Below are 16,855 nucleotides of genomic sequence, written 5' to 3' on the forward strand. Positions count from 1 at the left end.
CACTGCAAGATGCTCTTGACTTAGCCCCGCCGGGTGAAGGCGGGGCTTTTTCTTGGCGTTAGGAACGATCCTGCGCCGCAGGAATCGACTCTGCGCTCCCGGTAGATCCCTCAGCCCCCGACCGGGAGAAAACCCCCACTGGGTTGGCGGCCTTGGTGCAGCGTTGCGTAATGGTGCTGGGGCCGTTTGTCGGAACGACCCATCTTTAACCCAGCCCCCTAGTTTAAGTTTTCGTATACCAAGACTTGGGCTAAACGCACTCAAACGGGAGCGTTAACAATGCTTAATGCCATTTTGATCGCTGGCAGCGTCGTGGCCGCTATAGCGATCTTGTTCGTGTGTTTGTTTGTCCGCTTCGGGCAAAATTGGAATGGCAACTTAGGTGGCGGCTCAGCCAAGCGGAAACGCTAGGGGGCCGCCGGTTCAACGCCGGCGGGCGCCATTGCGACCTAGTGCAGCGGTTCGAATTGTGCGATCTTCCGCGGGCCGTCCCACAGCTCTACAGCATGGCTGTCAACAAGCAGCTTGGCGCGCTCTTTCGCGGCCTCGTCGTTGTCGCACAAGAGGTCAACGCGAAAGGTAACGTGGCCGTCCGGTTTGATCAGGTACGCTCTGTAAGCGTGCATGGAAGTCCGCCCTCTGTTCGTTTTGCAGCCACGCTAGCCCTGTTCAGATCGGCCGCAACGAAACTCGCGTGTTAAGCTTGATGTTCGCCGCAGAGGTTAATTCTGGAACACCGTGGAGTTCTGGCTGCAGGCAGAACGGGATCAGAGAGAGAGCAGAAACGACTGACCCACACTGCGGCGAACGTGACGACCATCAGAGAACGTGCCCGCGTGCTGCGCGAAGATCTCGAGGCCAAGGCCGAATAGCAACAAGCCAGCCGGTTGACGCCCGCAGGCTTTGCGATTGTTTAACCATCTACGAGGATCATGAATGCAACCGCGGAACAGACCCTCAAAGCCCCCGCGAGAGTTGCGTAAGGAAATCCGCCGGGGGCAGTTACCGCGGGTTTTTCTTTGCCCGTTCAAACGGACCCTTATACGAGGCTGACAACGGCGAGGACTAATTCGGGGCCGAAATCGCTTGATGCCAGCGCGATCAAGGTTCCGGCACAGACGGCGAAAATGGCGGTCATTGTGAGAGCAATCATTTCGAAAATCCCCTGTTGTCAGTGGCGATGAGATTCCTCCGGCTTCGTTTCCGGACGACTGCGTGGGGGAGGGCAATCGGTTTCGTTCACCGAGACGTTATCTCCCTAGGAATTGTCGAAATGAGAGCATCATCGCCGGGTGAATTCGGTCTGCAAGAACTCTTGCACGGAAGCGGGCACTTCATCGAACTCGGCAACGCGTCGACGTAGCTCGTCGGCGACCTCCACGGTCACGTCGCGGGACCAACCCTCGGCGGTATTGAGGGCGACGATACGCGCCGGACAGCGATACTGACCGTCTATCAGGTCGCGGATAAGCGTTTCGTGGTTGGTAGCCTCTTCGGCGGTCTCGCGCCATGCGCGGCCAAGGCGTCCGCCAAAGTCGTCCAACACCAGGTAGATATCCTGGCCGGCTTCCGGCACCATCGAGGGCGACCGACGCATACACAGCTCCGCACGGGCGGGCTCCAGCCCTGGGAGTCAAAGATGACGGCGCAAAGAGCTGGAGCCGCGGTGACAGTACATAGACGCCACCCGATTCCTACGCTGTCAGGACCTATATCGTTCCTGGGAAATTTGTCGCGGTAACTAGCCAGCGACTTAGATGGGCGAGAGCGTCGAAACTGCCACCGGGATTGCCACCGGACGGGCGAGATTGGCCGGCCAATACAATCCCGGCGACGCCAGCCGGCGCATTGCGCTGGGGCGTTTGCGGGTTTTTTCGTTGGGTTGCACCCTCAAATAGAACATTAAATCATTCTGCTTAGATGATGATTTTACAACAAATTTAGAAATCAGACATTGGATGATGTGCCGCAACCGCCGTGCGGCCGAGTAGCCGGGCCCCGCTATTTCAACCTACCCCAGATAGTGGCGTGCCCGGCTACTTCGCGGCGGCATCACCGGAACGAACCGGCGCTGAAGGAATCGATTCTGCGCACCCGGTATGCCCCTAACCTCCAACCGGGAGAAAACCCCCACTGGGTTGGCGGCCTTGGTGCAGCATAGCGTCCCCCGCGCGCCGGGGCCGTTTGCGCCGAGGGTGCGCGGGCGCGATGCTTCGCCAAGAGAAAAAGCCGCCTCGAAGGGCGGCTTAAGTTTAACTTTTGATGTCCATCCACGGGGGATGAGCTTCAATTGTTACCTCCGGTTCGTGACCGTTTTGTTACAGGCGCCCCCGCCTGACTGCTTAGTCTGATGTTCTCGACAGGCATCTGCATCGCAGCAGCCCGTTCTTTCCGTTCCTTCTTGGAAAACTCGCGCTCGCGTTGCTCGAAAGCCGCAAGCTCCTTTTGCGCCGCCTCAAGAAAGCGGTCCCGCGGTGTTATCGCCAACCGAGTGTGTCCCGTCATTACGCACCCCACTGATTGCCCAGCCCGTTCTACCCAAGTGCGGGAACCTGGAAAAGGTTCGTTACGATGACATTCGGCCACCTGGAACCCTCGCGCCGTGTACGTCAACTTCATCGTTCTGTCACGAAACAAGTGCGTTCATCGACCTGTTGTTGTGCATCCGCTTATTGGAGAGCGCGCATGAAATTCGAAGTAACGCCGCGGCCCAAACATCTTATCAGCGCCATTGCCATTGGCCTCGGCGGCATCGGGTTGCTCATTTTTTTGTCGGTGATCCGCTAAGCGGAGCTGGAGCTGCTATGCATCGGTCTTCAGCGAGTTTTGGGCGGATCTCGCCCGGGCCCGGACAATCCACAGACGATCTTTAATCGCGGAGGCCGAGCGTCTCATGGCCACTGCTATCGAAAGATATGATCTCCCGCTGTCTCGTAATTCAAGCAGCCTGCGATCATCTTCCTCTGTCCAAAGCCTGTTCCTATTTCCAACCATCGCAAGTTTTACGGCGCGCAGGGGGGCGAAACGACATGGGTTAATTCAAGACGCTGGGCGCCGTTCCAAACGGGAGGCAAGCCTCGGAACGAATTTCCAGGTCGGGGTCTTGCCTTGCATGGGTCTGTATTTTTTTGACATCCAAATAGGGGGCGCGCCCCGGTCTGTTGATGAGGAAGGCGAGAGCTTTCCCAACCTCGATGCCGCTCGTGTGGAAGCCGGCCTGGCACTTTGCAACTTAGGGCGGGATTTGATGCACACTGGGCAGACGGTATCGGAGATCACGATTTGGGTCAGAGACGAGCTAGGCGAGGTAATGCATGCCAGGCTGGAATTCCAAATAAGCCGACTGAATTGACCCAATTCAGGGCGCTGGGGCGATTGGCACTTTACAGAGATCGTTTCCTTCGTCGTCCACTACGACAAGGCAACGAGGCGTTTCGCCGACTTCAAAAGCCATCGCATGCGCAATTTGATGCGCCTTGGCGATCGCATCATCGTTGTCTTTGCAGTGGAGGCCACGAGGGGCTCGTCCTGTGCCGATGGTGCGAAGGTGGGTTATTACAGCACAAAGGCGCGCGTAAGCACGGTGACGAGCAGGGCGGTGCTGAAGATTGCGACGCCAAGACAGATGCGTGCTGCGGTTGAATACGAATCGAGCCTCTGTATTTCGATCACGGCGCATTCCCTTCCGGTGATGCCGGGTAAACGGAATGCGGCGGCCGGGGTTCCTATGCACTTTTGAAGGGTATTCGCGAACGCTGAAGTACGCATACGGATTAGACAGGCGAGGGCATCGAAAACGCGAATCGGGATCGGCGTCGGACCCAGAACAAATCACGAAGATGCCATGCTGTTTCCGTGCTGCTCGGAACCCTTGGTAGCCATCCGTAAGGGCTTGATTTTGCTAGTATCGGCTCGCAACACGTAGCAGCACGGATTTCGCTCAAAGAACAAACCGGAATTGCCAAAAGTCCCTGTCCCGCAAGGACTTTTACTGGCGATCCCAGCAGGATTCGAACCTGCAACCCACGGAGTAGAAATCCGTTACTCGGCCCAAGGCGGAGTCGGTCAAATCGCGTCCCGGATGTTCCATAACATTCGATAGCCGAATTTCAGCCGATCGACCGATGCTGCTCATGCCAGGATAGGGGCAGAGTTTTTGGGATCTGCTTCAGCTCGATGGTTGCTTCGCCCTCCAAAGCTGCCTTTGTCAGGTCGGGCGGCAGAAATGCCAGCCTCAGTTCTTGGCGGATAACCTTCGGGTGGAGATTGGCTTCTGCAGCGAGCGCTTCGATGGTTGGCTGACGTTCGCTGGAAAGTTCGGCGAGCCATACGTGGGACCGGACGATCGACTTGATGAGCTTTTCATCAATCTTGATGGTCGGCGGAGTATTCACTTCTGTTGAACCCTTCGGTTTTGGAGTCCAGGGAATATCGATCGAGCGCTGTTTTCCACCCATCGGATTGAGCGCCAACCGGATCCGATTGCTGGACACGGTTATAGTTTCGACCTGATCGAGCTGCAGCTTTTCGCCGAGCGCGGTCTCGACCAAGCCCTCGATCTCAGGCGCCGAGATTCGTGTGACGGAGCCGGCCGCGTGACTGCGCCCGCGTAGCGCGGTGCTGACATAGAAGCGATAGCGGACACCGTTCTTGCTCGAAAAGCTTGGCCCCATCCGGTTACCTTTATCGTCAAAGAGCTTGCTCTGGAGCAGCGCACCGCTCTCAGAAAACTTGACCTTGCGTTTCACGGTATTGGATTTCAGCAATTCCTGCACACGCTCGAAAGTCGGCGGGTCCAGAATTGCGTCGTGCTCTCCTTTGAACCACTTTCCCCCGTGATGGGTTTCTCCAATGTAGATTCTGTTCTTCAGGAAGTAAGCGAGTGGGCCATAAGTGAAGGGTATGCCGCCTTGATATTTCGCGACCTTAGTGCTGCGGCGTTTAGTGACAATCTTTCGGCGATCGAGTTCGGCTACCAACTTGCTGAACGATCCCAGCTCCAGATAGAGCCTGAAGATCGTCCGAACGGTCTCCGCCTCCGATTTGTCGATAACCAGCTTTTTGTCTTTAGTGGCGTATCCCAGCGGCACCGTGCCGCCGGTCCATTTCCCCTTGCGCCGGCTGGCAGCCACCTTGTCCCTGACCCGCTCAGCTGACAGCTCCCGCTCGAACTGGGCGAACGACAGCAGCACGTTCAATGTAAGCCTACCCATGGACGTGGTCGTATTGAACTGCTGGGTGACAGCCACGAACGAGACCGATTTGGCGTCAAAGGCATCGACCAGCTTTGCAAAGTCGGCGAGGGAGCGAGTGAGGCGGTCGATCTTGTAGACCACGATCACATCGACCTTGCCGGCTTCAATATCGGCAAGAAGCCTTTTCAGGGCAGGGCGGTCGAGGTTGCCCCCAGAGAATGCTGGGTCATTGTACTGCTGGGGCAGAGCCTTCCAGCCCTGAAATGCCTGGCTCTTGATGTAAGCCTCGCAGGCTTCGCGCTGAGCATCCAGCGAGTTGAATTCCTGCTCAAGGCCGTGTTCGGTGGATTTCCGGGTGTAGATGGCGCAGCGAAGGACCTTGGCGTCATTTGCCATCGGGAGTTTCCTGTCGCGCTGAGCGGAGCCCGAAGAAGCGCGGGCCGTTCCATTTCGTGCCGGTGATGGCAAAAGCGATTTCGGAAAGGCTGGTGTAGGTCTTACCGGCATGGACAAAGCCGTCAGCCATCACGGTGACTCGATACGTCTGGCGGTTCCAGGTTCTCACCAGTTCTGACCCCGGCTTGATCCGTTGGGGTAGCTCCAGCCGACCATTGGGCCTTGCGGAGGCGGTTTTCACCATGTGGGCAAGAAACCGCCGGGTGGGGAGGGGAAGGTCGCCGTAGGTGTTCACCTGAATCGTGTGAGCAATGCTGCGGCGGAGCAAGTCGGGACCGAACGCTTTGGGCGGTTCAGTTCGGAACAGCTCGCGGTAGCGTTTTCTCAGGTTGACTATCGGCATCACCGTCAGCCGACCCAGCTCAGCCTCAACAGCTGGGTCGGCTCCATTTGCACCATTGTTGGATTTCATGAGGACGTACCCGATCGGATGATCCGATATATCCTCGCGCCGTCTATCTTCTCGGAGGTGAGGTTGAGCTTCAGCTTCTTCTTGATCACCCCGGCAAAAAACCCGCGGACTGAATGCTGCTGCCAATCCGTTGCCTTCATAACCGCTGCAATGGTCGCACCGGTTTGCCGCCGTAGCAATGCCAGGACGACTTCTTGCTTCGATGCGACACCAGTTGATTTGGTTGATGTTGCTTTCGATGAACTCTTCTTCGATTTAATCGGCTGCGACGTCGAGCCCGCACGAAATTTTCGCGCGATGCTTTGGGATCCTAATTTTGATTTTTTGATAGTCATTTTGACGCTTCCTTATGTTAGCCGGCAACACACGGTGCTGCCACTGACACAAGCCCGCGAATTGCCATAGCGGGCTGGAAGCGAAGAGCGCTGCAACCGATTCCGATTTGGGCGCCTGGAGCAGGAAGCTCATTGCCGAGTGACGCTCTACGGGCAGCCAAAGTCCAGCGAATTCTGCGCAATGTTGTTGCTTATCTGAGTCGTTAGGCGGCACGAAAACTTGAACTAATGCCTAATATCCACATGTCCGCGAACAGCGGGCCAAACAAATATTGAATCGAAAAATGCGCAAATCTCCTTTTCAAAGATTTCAAGATTCGATATTCCCTCATGTTAGGGGAGTCCTTTGCGTTCAGTGAGTCCTCCGCGAGATGGAGCCGCCTATTTGGTGGCCACCGCAGTCCTCGCAACAGGCGTTTTCATCAGTTTCCTTCATCGTGCGCGGTTGGGCGGACCTCGGCAATGCCGTCGTCTCTGCACGGCCTAAGCGCGGTTGAGTACTTTTTCGACTTCTTAGTCGATAAAGAAACGTGTTCGAAAGGAACAAGTCATGAAGGACTCGGGCGTCAATTCAGAAACCCCCGGCAATACAAGGCTCACTAAGAGCAATCTTCGACCCATCGAAATTCAAGTTCAATACCGAGCTGTGACCGAACTCATATTGGACCAGAACAACCCTAGGCAGCATTCGCCAAAACAGGTCAATCAAATTGCAGATAGCATTCGCGAGTTTGGCTTTCTCATACCCATTGTTGTGGATGCAACTGGCAATGTGGTGACAGGCCACGGCCGCGTTCTCGCAGCGAAGTACCTCGGTATGACTGAGGTGCCGCTCATTGAGGTTCGTCATCTTTCTGCGGCTCAGCTAAAGGCATTGCGCATTGCTGACAACAAGCTCGCGTTGAACGCTCACTGGGATGAGCGCTTGTTAGCCGAAAATTTCCTGGCGCTGAAGGATATCGATCTCGACTTTGATCTTTCAATTACGGGTTTCTGCCTTCCCGAGATCGACTTGGTTATTCAGGACTTCAATTCAATCGCTATGTCCGAGGCGGATGGACTACAAGATGCGACCACAGGGGTCGCCATCTGCCGTGTTGGGGACCTCTGGCGCATCGGTAAACATCTGGTTTTCTGCGGCGACGCCACATCTGAAGTTTCGTTTGAACGTGTTATGCGCGGTGAACGAGCTAATGTTATATTCGTGGATCCCCCGTACAACATCAAGATCGATGGACCTGTTTCAGGTAAAGGTAAAACTCGGCATCGCGAGTTTGCTCAGGCTTCTGGTGAACTCAGCAGCTCGGAATTTACTGATTTCCTGCAGCGTGCGTGCACTCTGCTGGAGCGGCATAGCGTGGACGGCGCCATTCACTATATTTGTATGGGTTGGTATGGCGCGGCAGAATTACTTGCAGCCGGAAAACGAATCTACTCAGACCTAAAGAATATTTGCGTTTGGGCTAAAAACACCGCTGGTCTCGGATCGCTTTACCGCTCACAGCACGAATTCATTTTCGTTTTCAAGGCTGGTACCGCGCCTCACGTCAACAATGTTGCGCTCGGTAAACATGGCCGGCACCGTTCTAACGTCTGGAACTACGATAGCGCCAACACCCAAGCGCGCCGAGGCGATGATCTTTTGGCGCTGCATCCAACTGCCAAGCCAGTTCATCTAGTGATGGATGCAATCCTCCACTGTTCCAACCGCGGCGATATCGTACTGGATTCATTCCTCGGGAGCGGGACTGCCCTCTTAGCAGCGGAGCGTACCGGTCGTGTCTGCCGTGGCATCGAACTCGATCCACTTTACGTCGATACTGCAATACGGCGGTGGCAAAATCTGACTGGACTGTCGGCCCACCGCGTCTTGGACAACAAGGCGTTTCAACAACTGGAGCTCGAGGCGATTGAGGATTAAGACCTAACCAATTCAACTAACGACATTAGGACCCTCTAGTTCAATAAGCCATCCCGTGAGGGACTTGGGATTGAAAGGACCGCCATGACTAAGAAAGAAGGAAAAGACTACGAGATCGGATACGGCCGCCCACCTCGGCGTAGCCAATTTTCGAAGGGCAAATCTGGAAACCCGAAGGGGCGTCCCAAGGGCACGCGATCGTTGCTCGACCGCTTTGCGAAAGCTCTAGATGAGCGAGTGACAATCAACGAAAATGGATCTCGACGAACCATTCCAAAGTCCGAGGCGGTAATGAAACAACTTGTAAACAAGGCAGCGAGTGGCGACTTCAGATCGATTAAACTAATTTTCGAAATGGGTGGACCACTTAGCGAGCGCGGACGCCAAGCGGACTTGGAAGCGAAGTATCAACAGGATTCGGACGCCGGGGAGGAGCTGAATAGGAAATTGGATCTAATGCGTGAAAGATTGCTGGCGGGGCTGCCACTGTTTCCCGAGGACGATATGGAGGGTCCGGAGAAGTGACGCGGATTCGCGTAATGAGCGGTTATGGAATGCGAGGCGCAGAGCCGACAGTAAGCTATGCGTGATCGAGCGGGGTCGGAGTGCGGCCACTGGCCGACTTATTCCGTAACACCTAATACGCGAACCCGCGCCCTCTCAAAAATGCTTGGCCGCCAAGAGGGTGAGCAGAACGGCGCCCGAGGTCGCACCGACCGTGATCATGTTGATCAGGTTTCGCGTGGCCATCAATATCATTGGTGAGACACGGGCCGACGTTTGAATGACTTGTTCCCGTTACGCTTTGACTTCGGTGGCGTCTTCTTCGCTCGCATTGCATTCCCCGAAAAATGGCGGGTCAGGCGCGTTTAGCGGCCTGACCCTGACGCTTTCCCTATCGAAGTTTGCCCTCGATCTGCGAGCCAACATGACATGGGCTCGGCCGTGAAGCTCAACGGGACTGGTAAACCAAAGCTGACCAGCGCTGTTGGTTTATGAATTCGCCACGCTGGGCACCCGTGTTGAATCGGGGCTTGCCGCAGTCAACGCATCCGGGTTCGAACGGCTAGACCTTGCCCTTCTTTACGACCTGATATCCGTTTGCCGCCAGGTCCTGAAGGATTGCCTTGGCAATATGGACGCTTTGGTCTGGCGCTATCCATTCATAGTCCAGGTTCGGACCGCCGTCGCCTTCGGGATACTTGATGAAAGCCGTGTGGATCGCATTGGTGATGAGTATTTCAACCGCCTGGGTCCGACATCTGGTGCCTCCAATATTCGGCAATACTAACCCTAATTGCGGTCAATATCGCCCGGATTTCGTAAGGGCGGACAAACGCAATTTCGTCATCTTGCCTGCCATCGACGGCGTCGCCTCCACACGGAGAGGGAGCCTAACGATGGCAGCCAATGCCCTTGTAGTCCGAAACGTCCAACTGCCACGGTCGCAAAGCGGCCTTCGTGCTGCACAATACGTTCGCATGTCGACCGACAGGCAGCGATACTCGATCCAGAATCAGGCGGCTGTCATTGGGGCATACGCGCATGCTCACAATCTGGCGATTGTTCGGACGTATCCCGACGAAGGTGAGAGCGGACTTCAGCTCAAGAACAGACCTGGTCTAAAGCAGCTGCTCGACGATGTTAGCAGCGGCCGCGCCGACTTCGCGCACATCCTTGTCTACGATGTAAGCCGATGGGGACGATTTCAGGACGTCGATGAGAGCGCTCACTACGAGTATGTCTGCAAGAAAGCGGGCATCAAAGTCGCGTACTGCGCCGAGCAGTTCGACAATGATGGCAGCATGCTCTCAAGCATCGTCAAGAACCTTAAGAGGGTGATGGCGGCAGAGTATAGCCGCGAGCTATCCGTAAAAGTTCACGCTGGTGCGTCCCGGTTTGTGCGAATGGGGTTCAGGTCTGGCGGGTCGACCGGCTATGCTCTCCGAGAGAATTGGTAGATGAGAAGCTGCAGTCAAAGGGGATACTGAACGACGGCGATCGCAAGTATCTTATCACCGACCATGTCAGGCTCAGACCCGGCACAGCCGACGAGGTCGCGGTGGTGAAGTGGATTTTCCAACAGTTCCTTGAGTTGAAGTCCGAAACGGCAATTGCGCGAGAGCTCAATCTGAAAGCCATACCCACTAATTCGAAAGTGCCATGGAATCGCGCTCTAATCGGGAGGATTCTTAGGAACGAAAACTACATCGGAAATCTCATCTATAATCGCCAATCGTGTAAGCTGCGAGAAAAGAAAGTAAACAACCCGCGCGACCTTTGGATCAGGAGCGAGGGCTGTCTTGAACCAATCGGTTAGCCAGACATGTTCTTCAAGGCGCAGAACGCAATCTTGGACCGTCGCGTTGACATTTCGGAGCCAGAGATGCTGACGCGCCTGCGTCGAACGCTGCTGAAACGAGGGCGGCTTAGTCCCGCGATCATCAACGGAACCGTGGGCCTTCCCTGCGCTAAAACCTACATGGATCATTTCGGCAGCCTGCGCGAGGCCTACGGCCTGATCGGCTATACTTCCAAGCGCGACTGCAACCACATTGATTCCCGCCAGCGTTGGCTGGACCTATTTGCCGGCCTTGCCGCTCAGCTAGCTGATGCGTTCCGAAAGGCATCCGTTAGCTTCATTTCCGATGGCGGCCCGAATTGCCTGCTCGCGAACAAGGAGGGCGTGTCCTTTTTCTTGGCTCGGTGGCGTGGGGGAGAGCGGGAAACATTTTCACCTCATTGGTCTCTCAAGCGCCGAGTTGGCACGCCAGAGGGGTGGATCATCGCCGTCAGATTGGGAGAGCGCAATGAAGCTGTGCTCGACTATCTTTTACTTCGAACCGCGGACGTGACGGGATCGTTGATGAGATTTACGGAAAGGGCCCGCCTGCGTCATGGGCCGGAGAGTTTCGAAACCTTCGATGCGCTAGTGAAAACACTCATCCGGCGTGTAACCAAGCCAGGCCGTGCTTCGCCAGCCAGGCCAGCGCAACGGAAAAAGCCACTGAAATCAACCCGGGCCAAAGGAAAGACCGACCGCGCGCGGCATTGAGGGAGCGCAAATACAGATAAGCCCCGATGAACGTCCCGTAGTTCCTTTTGAAGCTGCCGTTTAGTTTGGATATTTCGACTAATTCAGAAGACCTATCGAGATTCTCGGACATCGCTGGCTCCGTATGCGACTGCTGGACCAGCGCTTCATAAACCAGTGATTTGCCCGACGGGGCAAGCAGAATGTTCGGATTTCCGGAATTTATTTAACTCAAGCCGTCCATACTGCTGCTGAAGCCTCTGCGGCGCCCGGCGCAAGCTCTAAATTCGCCCCGCGGGCGTCACAACGCGCAAGCAGATACGATCACTAGCGGATTTTCGTGCAGCGCTGAAGAGTCGATTCGGCTTCGCCTAGGAACCTTGCCGACCAGCGTTGCGCGCTGGACCACGTAAAGTGCGAGTGATCCCATGTGTACAGGTCATCGATTTGGGGCAACATAACTTTCGCATCTAGAGCGCTCGCCAAGTCGGTTACGAAGGCCTCGGCATCTATAATCGAATTGGGGATAGCGGTTAAGATCACGCAACCTGGCAGAACCCGTGTGACTTCGATCAATCGGCGAGCTTTAACTAAGTCTTCTGGCTTCGGCAATTCTTCGACCTGGCGGCGCGCGAGATCGACCGCGAGATGTCCATACTCATCGGACGTGTACAGGTCGCGCCAAATCCAGGCTCCATTGGTATTGTCTCGATAGATAGCAAGATGCTTCAAGTTGCATAAAGAACGAAAGCGGCAAATCTGCCATCGTATCAAGCTGAAGAGCTTCTTCTCCAACGAGTTAGTCAAAGCTAGAATTTGCCCTATCGCCGTCGGAATATCTGTTGTCTTGGTAAGCAGTTCACCAGCAAAACGGGTTGTGTTGCCGCGGAAGAACGGATCTGCGTTTATAACTATAGCGTCCGGCTTAAGCTGATACTTCTCGATCAACGCGAGTGCAAAATCGAATCGCTCGTCATATCCAAACCCCATCACGTAGTAGGGGACATGACGTGCTCGGAAATAGCTATTCACTTCGTCAGTTGAAAAGGCAACTTGGGTGAGACTGCTGCCGAGGAACAGCACTTTAGCTCGCTTTAGATTCGCAATGGCTTCGCTCTCAAGTCCGAAATAGAAGCCGCCATGCTCGTAGTCACCGTACTGCGTGGAACCACAATAGGCCATAAAAGTGCCGGGCGCCCTGTGTTGAGCGCATCCTAAGGCGTCGAACGACCATGCCATAAATCTTGTTGTTACACCTGCAGCGATAGCAACAAGAAGAACGAATGCTATGTAGATGAACTCCGGACTTCGCTTCATAGTCAAAATCTAAAGTACAAAAAGACAGTAGGCTTTGTTAGAACGCCGGCGACGGCGGCGCCCAATATACATCCGGTCGTGAGCGCCCAGAGCGCCGGGCCGCCATGCAACTAAGAAGCGGGACGCTGATCATCGCGAGGATGCCGGAGCTGGGCCAGATCAGCAACAAGGCTGCCCTGCCTTGCTCGGCGCGGCGCCTTACGATGACGATAGCGGCGGCCGGTGCGGCGAGCGCCACATCAAGGGCGGCCGCCGCAAGGGTCCGCAATCTCTTCTACATGGCTTGTCTCGGGGCCGCGACCCAGCACAACCCCGTGAAAGACTTCTATCGCCGCCTGATCGCCAAAGGCAAGGAGCCGAAGGTCGCGCTCGTGGCCTGTATGCGTAAGCTCATCGTCATCCTCAACACCATGATCGCGAGACGTCAAAAATGGGATGCGAATCTTCATGTGCCAGGCTGACGAGCCGACCGCGCTCAACCTATGGCAGAGCGCCTGCAAAGCCAACAGACCGGTGAGCGGATGGGGTCAAGGCCGCAAGCCGCCGAAGGCGGTGGCGCGCAGCGCCAGCCTTGAGGCCAGCCGATCACAGGTCTACGTCAAAAACACAGTTGCTCCCCGTCCTCCCTAGAGAGACCGCAAAGCAGCTGGCTCGAAGGACAACGGCCATATTGCGAGCCGTTCAACCTTCGAGGCTCCCTACGCTCGACCTGCAACGGAAACGGCGAAGCCGGACGTCGTTCGTACCGTCGCGTGCTGAAACTCAGAGCTAGCGCGGACTGGCGCCAGTCTCCGAACCTCGGCTGCCACTCGTACCAGCGCCCGAACCCGTCGTTGTCTGGCCGGGTTGGCCGGGCGGATGCGCGGAAGCACCCGGCTTTTCCTGCTGCCCCACAAATCCGGATTCTCCGGAGTCGCGGGTCTTGATGCCTTTGTCCGCTTCCTCCTGCAGCTGTTTGTCAGATTGCATCTGCGGCTGGCCAGGCGCCGGCGACTGCTGAGCCAGTGCCGGTACGGCGATGGCGGTTCCAAAAGCGACGGTGATGGCGAGAATTGAGGTTCGCATGAGCTATCCTCCTATGGTTTTCCCCTCCGCACAACGCGCGAGATTGAGTTGGTTTCCTGGGAGAATTGTGAACATCTCGCTGAAGCGCGTCAAAGTCCTGCACCTGCGGCGGCAACGTCCCAGCTCGTCTTTGGTGCCTCCCATGACTGCAGCTTTCAGGCGGCGAGGGCTTGCCGATCTCGCGCAGTGCCTGAAACGCGGCATGCAATTTGCTGCCATTGCGTCAGATAGTATCCAGTGGCCTTCGGAGAAAAGATAAAGCCGCATGTGACAAAATTTGTCCGCTGCCTCTTTTGGCCGAGTTCAGTTTGACATACCTTCACACACTACGTTCGCCCGAAAGCATCAGTGCAGAACGCGAGACGAAAATGTCATCGCCTTCAGATCAGACGCGGCGCACCATTATCCTGACCGCCCTCGCCACCGCGGTGCACGCGGCTGCGCCAGCACCGGTCGCTGCCGAGGAGGAGCGGCCTGGCAGCGACCTGCGACCGCAAAAAGCCGACGTCCTGGTCTTCGCCGAAGGGGATAATGCGGGCGAAGTGATCAAGCCGCAGGATCTAAAGCCCGGCGGACCGTTCGTGCGCGCCTGGCCAAAGGATCCCAAAACCTCGGTGATCCGCAAGGGCTCGCGGCTTAATGAGGTGGTGGTCATAAAGCTTGATCCGGCCGAACTTGATGACGACACGCGCGCGCGGGCGGCTGACGGGATCGTTGCGTATTCGGTGATTTGTTCCCACGCCGGGTGCCCCATCACGGCTTGGGGGAAGGCAGCGCAGGGCGACAAGGACGTCCTTAAATGCGTTTGTCATAATTCCGAGTTCGACCCCCGGAAAAGCGCGCAAGTCGTGTTCGGACCGGCGCCGCGGCGCCTTGCGGCACTTCCCTTGGCGGCGGCCGACGGTTCGCTCACCGTCGCTGGAACATTCATTGGAAAGGCAGGAGTACAGCAAGGAGGATGAACGTGACGGCCGCCCGCATCGGATGCCGCACATCTATAAAAAAGGAAGAAATCAAACAGGGAGGTAGCGTCTATGAGCATGAAGCAATGGCTATTGTCGAGCTTTGTCGCGTCCACGTGCCTGTTTTCAATCGCTGCCGGTGCCGGCCCGATTGAGAAATACACCCCAGTGACAGCCGACCGCCTGAAGAACCCGGAACCCGGCAATTGGATGCTCTATCGCCGAACCTACGACGGCCAGGGATACAGCCCGCTCGATCAGATCAACACCTCGAACGTGAAAGACCTGGTACCGGCGTGGACCTTTTCGACCGGCGTGCTTGAAGGTCACGAGGCTCCGCCGATCGTAAACAATGGCGTGATGTTCGTCGCGACCCCACAGGGCCAGGTGATCGCCCTCAACGCAAAGACCGGCGATGAGTACTGGCGTTACAAACGTCAGCTCCCCGACGATCTCTTCCAATTGCACCCGACCAACCGCGGGGTGGGATTGTGGCAAGACAGGCTGTACCTGGCTACAACGGATGACCATGTGGTCGCGCTCGATGCCAAAACGGGCAAAGTCCTCTGGGATACCAAAGTCCAGGACTACAAAAAGGGTCAGTACCTGACCCTGATGCCGCTGATTGTCGACGGAAAGGTTATTGTCGGTGCCGCCGGCGGTGAATTCGGCGTACGGGGCTACGTCGTCGCCTATGATGCCAATGACGGCAAAGAATTGTGGCGGACCTTCACCATTCCCGGCCCAGGTGAGCCCGGCCATGATACCTGGAGCGGCGACGACTGGAAAACCGGCGGCGGCTCTGCGTGGATGACAGGCAACTACGATCCCGACACCAGGACCATCTACTGGGGCGTGGGCAACGCCGCACCTTGGCCGGGAGACACTCACCCCGGCGACAATCTCTACACAACCTCGGTGCTAGCACTCGACCCCGATAGCGGTAAAATCAAAACCTATTTCCAGTACCATCAGAACGATTCCTGGGATTGGGACGAAGTGGAGGCGCCAATACTGGTCGACCTGCAGAGGGATGGTCGCATCTTTAAGAGCCTAATCCATCCGGGACGCAACGCGATCTTCTGGATACTCGAGCGCAAGCCGGACAGCATCAAGTATGTGGCCGGTTGGCCCTATGTCTATACCGACGTCTGGAAGGGCATTGAGCCCGAGACGGGCAGGCCGATTGTCGATCCGGCCCACAAGCCGGTTATTGGCAAGCGGGTTGAGTTCTGTCCGTCGTTATGGGGCGGCAAGGATTGGCCGTCGGCGGCCTATAGTCCGAAGACCCGCTTTGTCTATGTGCCCGCCAACGAGAATTTCTGCGGCGGCTTTACCGGCGAGAAGGTACCGTTGGTTCCCGGTCAGCTTTGGCTCGGGACCAAGCCCGAAGATATCGGTCTGAAGGTTCGCGCCGGCGCTACTCATTTTGGCGAGCTGCAGGCGTGGGATCCGGCCACGGGAAAGAAGGTCTGGTCGCATATTTTCCCCAGATCGCATCTGTTTGGTTCGGTGACGGCCACCGCTGGCGACCTCGTCTTTGTCGGAGGTACCAACGATCGGATGTTCCACGCCTTTCATTCAAAGACAGGCGAACTGCTATGGCAGCAGAAGACCAATTCCGGCATCGTGGGTATGCCGGTGGCCTACGAAGTCGACGGCACTCAGTATATCGCCATCCAATCTGGGTGGGGTGTAGACGCCCAGCGCATCCAGGATGCCCTGACGACCAACAACATCGGTATCGAGAACAACGTCCCGCAAGGCGGCGTCGTCTGGGTATTTGCCCTCAAGAAGTAACAGCCAAAGGTAATTGCGCGAAGACGGCAACGAAGTGGCAAGAAAAAGCGGCGGACGAAAGTCCGCCGCTTTCAATTTGGCTTATTTGCTTATTTGCCCTTGGTATCGACCTTCTGCTTTTCGTCCTCGTTCATTTTCTTTACCACGGGATCGCGACTGGCTTCGCCGGTGGTCTGGGTTGTCGTGGCCGGCGGGCTTTCATTTGGCATCGAGGTTTGCCCCGGCGGTGTCGTTGCCGGCCGCGTTGCCGTTGCGCTCGGCGGCGATGTCGTTTGAGCGGTCGCCGCCTGTGCATTCAATAGAAGCACGCTCGACAGTAGCGACACCGCGAGCGCCGTTGGATTGGGTTTCATCGATC

At 56.4% G+C, this 16,855-nt stretch carries 19 protein-coding genes; 11 read left to right on the top strand and 8 right to left on the bottom strand.

Features of this window, described 5'->3' with window-relative positions; all coding sequences use genetic code 11:
* Positions 1-449 precede the first annotated feature (449 nt).
* Together JQ609_RS32485 and JQ609_RS32490 are read right to left on the bottom strand one after the other, a co-directional pair.
* Positions 450-626: a hypothetical protein gene (locus JQ609_RS32485; RefSeq protein ID WP_212276708.1), complete on the bottom strand. Its 177-nt coding sequence runs from the start codon at positions 624-626 to the stop codon at positions 450-452.
* 656 nt (positions 627-1,282) lie between these two features.
* A complete protein-coding gene (locus JQ609_RS32490) occupies positions 1,283-1,597 on the bottom strand; it encodes a hypothetical protein (protein WP_212276709.1) in 315 nt (104 codons plus the stop codon).
* 1,515 nt (positions 1,598-3,112) lie between these two features.
* On the opposite strand from JQ609_RS32490, the gene JQ609_RS35960 reads away from it, so the two are divergent.
* Together JQ609_RS35960 and JQ609_RS32495 are read left to right on the top strand one after the other, a co-directional pair.
* Positions 3,113-3,352, top strand: a complete 240-nt coding sequence (locus JQ609_RS35960) for a DUF6894 family protein (RefSeq protein WP_409411217.1) — start codon at positions 3,113-3,115, stop codon at positions 3,350-3,352.
* A 105-nt stretch (positions 3,353-3,457) separates the two neighbouring features.
* Positions 3,458-3,739: a hypothetical protein gene (locus tag JQ609_RS32495; protein WP_212276710.1), complete on the top strand. Its 282-nt coding sequence runs from the start codon at positions 3,458-3,460 to the stop codon at positions 3,737-3,739.
* Positions 3,740-4,109: 370 nt separating this feature from the next.
* Here the strand turns inward: JQ609_RS32495 and JQ609_RS32500 are convergent, their stop codons facing one another.
* Genes JQ609_RS32500 through JQ609_RS32510 form a run of 3 tightly spaced genes read right to left on the bottom strand, consistent with a single transcriptional unit; the run spans position 4,110 to position 6,398 of the window.
* A complete protein-coding gene (locus JQ609_RS32500; RefSeq protein ID WP_212037192.1) occupies positions 4,110-5,591 on the bottom strand; it encodes a recombinase family protein in 1,482 nt (493 codons plus the stop codon).
* A complete protein-coding gene (locus JQ609_RS32505; RefSeq protein WP_212276711.1) occupies positions 5,581-6,063 on the bottom strand; it encodes a DUF2924 domain-containing protein in 483 nt (160 codons plus the stop codon). Before JQ609_RS32505 ends, JQ609_RS32500 begins: the two co-directional genes overlap by 11 nt.
* Positions 6,060-6,398: a DUF3489 domain-containing protein gene (locus tag JQ609_RS32510; RefSeq protein WP_212276712.1), complete on the bottom strand. Its 339-nt coding sequence runs from the start codon at positions 6,396-6,398 to the stop codon at positions 6,060-6,062. The genes JQ609_RS32505 and JQ609_RS32510 overlap by 4 nt, the downstream gene beginning before the upstream one ends.
* A 550-nt stretch (positions 6,399-6,948) precedes the next feature.
* On the opposite strand from JQ609_RS32510, the gene JQ609_RS32515 reads away from it, so the two are divergent.
* From JQ609_RS32515 to JQ609_RS35410, 6 genes are all read left to right on the top strand, one after another.
* A complete protein-coding gene (locus tag JQ609_RS32515; RefSeq protein WP_212276713.1) occupies positions 6,949-8,319 on the top strand; it encodes a site-specific DNA-methyltransferase in 1,371 nt (456 codons plus the stop codon).
* A gap of 84 nt (positions 8,320-8,403) precedes the next feature.
* Entirely contained in the window at positions 8,404-8,844 is a 441-nt protein-coding gene (locus JQ609_RS32520; protein WP_212039111.1) for a DUF5681 domain-containing protein, read from the top strand.
* A 463-nt stretch (positions 8,845-9,307) separates the two neighbouring features.
* Positions 9,308-9,610 carry a hypothetical protein gene (locus JQ609_RS32525; protein WP_212276714.1) on the top strand — a complete coding sequence of 101 codons (303 nt, stop codon included), beginning with the start codon at positions 9,308-9,310 and terminating at the stop codon, positions 9,608-9,610.
* Positions 9,611-9,719: 109 nt separating this feature from the next.
* Entirely contained in the window at positions 9,720-10,280 is a 561-nt protein-coding gene (locus JQ609_RS35400) for a recombinase family protein (RefSeq protein WP_249128697.1), read from the top strand.
* Positions 10,281-10,384: 104 nt separating this feature from the next.
* Positions 10,385-10,639: a recombinase family protein gene (locus tag JQ609_RS35405; protein ID WP_312014923.1), complete on the top strand. Its 255-nt coding sequence runs from the start codon at positions 10,385-10,387 to the stop codon at positions 10,637-10,639.
* A gap of 6 nt (positions 10,640-10,645) precedes the next feature.
* Positions 10,646-11,374 (top strand): hypothetical protein, encoded by a 729-nt coding sequence (locus tag JQ609_RS35410; RefSeq protein WP_249128699.1) that lies wholly within the window; start codon positions 10,646-10,648, stop codon positions 11,372-11,374.
* 306 nt (positions 11,375-11,680) lie between these two features.
* On the opposite strand, the gene JQ609_RS32535 is transcribed toward JQ609_RS35410, so the two are convergent.
* A complete protein-coding gene (locus JQ609_RS32535; protein WP_212276715.1) occupies positions 11,681-12,670 on the bottom strand; it encodes a hypothetical protein in 990 nt (329 codons plus the stop codon).
* A gap of 104 nt (positions 12,671-12,774) precedes the next feature.
* Between JQ609_RS32535 and JQ609_RS32540 the strand changes: the two genes are divergently transcribed.
* Entirely contained in the window at positions 12,775-13,131 is a 357-nt protein-coding gene (locus tag JQ609_RS32540; RefSeq protein ID WP_249128701.1) for a hypothetical protein, read from the top strand.
* Positions 13,132-13,438: 307 nt separating this feature from the next.
* Here the strand turns inward: JQ609_RS32540 and JQ609_RS32545 are convergent, their stop codons facing one another.
* Complete coding sequence (locus JQ609_RS32545) at positions 13,439-13,735, bottom strand: hypothetical protein (protein WP_212276716.1); 297 nt, start codon at positions 13,733-13,735, stop codon at positions 13,439-13,441.
* A gap of 368 nt (positions 13,736-14,103) precedes the next feature.
* Between JQ609_RS32545 and JQ609_RS32550 the strand changes: the two genes are divergently transcribed.
* Together JQ609_RS32550 and JQ609_RS32555 are read left to right on the top strand one after the other, a co-directional pair.
* Positions 14,104-14,697, top strand: a complete 594-nt coding sequence (locus JQ609_RS32550) for a Rieske 2Fe-2S domain-containing protein (RefSeq protein WP_212276717.1) — start codon at positions 14,104-14,106, stop codon at positions 14,695-14,697.
* A gap of 72 nt (positions 14,698-14,769) precedes the next feature.
* Positions 14,770-16,497 carry a methanol/ethanol family PQQ-dependent dehydrogenase gene (locus JQ609_RS32555; protein WP_212276718.1) on the top strand — a complete coding sequence of 576 codons (1,728 nt, stop codon included), beginning with the start codon at positions 14,770-14,772 and terminating at the stop codon, positions 16,495-16,497.
* A gap of 89 nt (positions 16,498-16,586) precedes the next feature.
* Here JQ609_RS32555 and JQ609_RS32560 read toward each other — a convergent pair whose 3' ends face one another.
* A complete protein-coding gene (locus tag JQ609_RS32560) occupies positions 16,587-16,850 on the bottom strand; it encodes a hypothetical protein (protein ID WP_212276719.1) in 264 nt (87 codons plus the stop codon).
* Positions 16,851-16,855 lie beyond the last annotated feature (5 nt).

Source organism: Bradyrhizobium sp. AUGA SZCCT0169 (assembly GCF_018130085.1).
Taxonomy (GTDB): domain Bacteria; phylum Pseudomonadota; class Alphaproteobacteria; order Rhizobiales; family Xanthobacteraceae; genus Bradyrhizobium.

Bases quoted from the DNA above. Each gene is read 5' to 3' on its own strand.
- JQ609_RS32485 (WP_212276708.1), bottom strand. From the start codon at position 626: ATGCACGCTTACAGAGCGTACCTGATCAAACCGGACGGCCACGTTACC.
- JQ609_RS32490 (WP_212276709.1), bottom strand. From the start codon at position 1,597: ATGCGTCGGTCGCCCTCGATGGTGCCGGAAGCCGGCCAGGATATCTAC.
- JQ609_RS35960 (WP_409411217.1), top strand. From the start codon at position 3,113: ATGGGTCTGTATTTTTTTGACATCCAAATAGGGGGCGCGCCCCGGTCT.
- JQ609_RS32495 (WP_212276710.1), top strand. From the start codon at position 3,458: ATGCGCAATTTGATGCGCCTTGGCGATCGCATCATCGTTGTCTTTGCA.
- JQ609_RS32500 (WP_212037192.1), bottom strand. From the start codon at position 5,591: ATGGCAAATGACGCCAAGGTCCTTCGCTGCGCCATCTACACCCGGAAA.
- JQ609_RS32505 (WP_212276711.1), bottom strand. From the start codon at position 6,063: ATGAAATCCAACAATGGTGCAAATGGAGCCGACCCAGCTGTTGAGGCT.
- JQ609_RS32510 (WP_212276712.1), bottom strand. From the start codon at position 6,398: ATGACTATCAAAAAATCAAAATTAGGATCCCAAAGCATCGCGCGAAAA.
- JQ609_RS32515 (WP_212276713.1), top strand. From the start codon at position 6,949: ATGAAGGACTCGGGCGTCAATTCAGAAACCCCCGGCAATACAAGGCTC.
- JQ609_RS32520 (WP_212039111.1), top strand. From the start codon at position 8,404: ATGACTAAGAAAGAAGGAAAAGACTACGAGATCGGATACGGCCGCCCA.
- JQ609_RS35400 (WP_249128697.1), top strand. From the start codon at position 9,720: ATGGCAGCCAATGCCCTTGTAGTCCGAAACGTCCAACTGCCACGGTCG.
- JQ609_RS35410 (WP_249128699.1), top strand. From the start codon at position 10,646: ATGTTCTTCAAGGCGCAGAACGCAATCTTGGACCGTCGCGTTGACATT.
- JQ609_RS32535 (WP_212276715.1), bottom strand. From the start codon at position 12,670: ATGAAGCGAAGTCCGGAGTTCATCTACATAGCATTCGTTCTTCTTGTT.
- JQ609_RS32540 (WP_249128701.1), top strand. From the start codon at position 12,775: ATGCAACTAAGAAGCGGGACGCTGATCATCGCGAGGATGCCGGAGCTG.
- JQ609_RS32545 (WP_212276716.1), bottom strand. From the start codon at position 13,735: ATGCGAACCTCAATTCTCGCCATCACCGTCGCTTTTGGAACCGCCATC.
- JQ609_RS32550 (WP_212276717.1), top strand. From the start codon at position 14,104: ATGTCATCGCCTTCAGATCAGACGCGGCGCACCATTATCCTGACCGCC.
- JQ609_RS32555 (WP_212276718.1), top strand. From the start codon at position 14,770: ATGAGCATGAAGCAATGGCTATTGTCGAGCTTTGTCGCGTCCACGTGC.
- JQ609_RS32560 (WP_212276719.1), bottom strand. From the start codon at position 16,850: ATGAAACCCAATCCAACGGCGCTCGCGGTGTCGCTACTGTCGAGCGTG.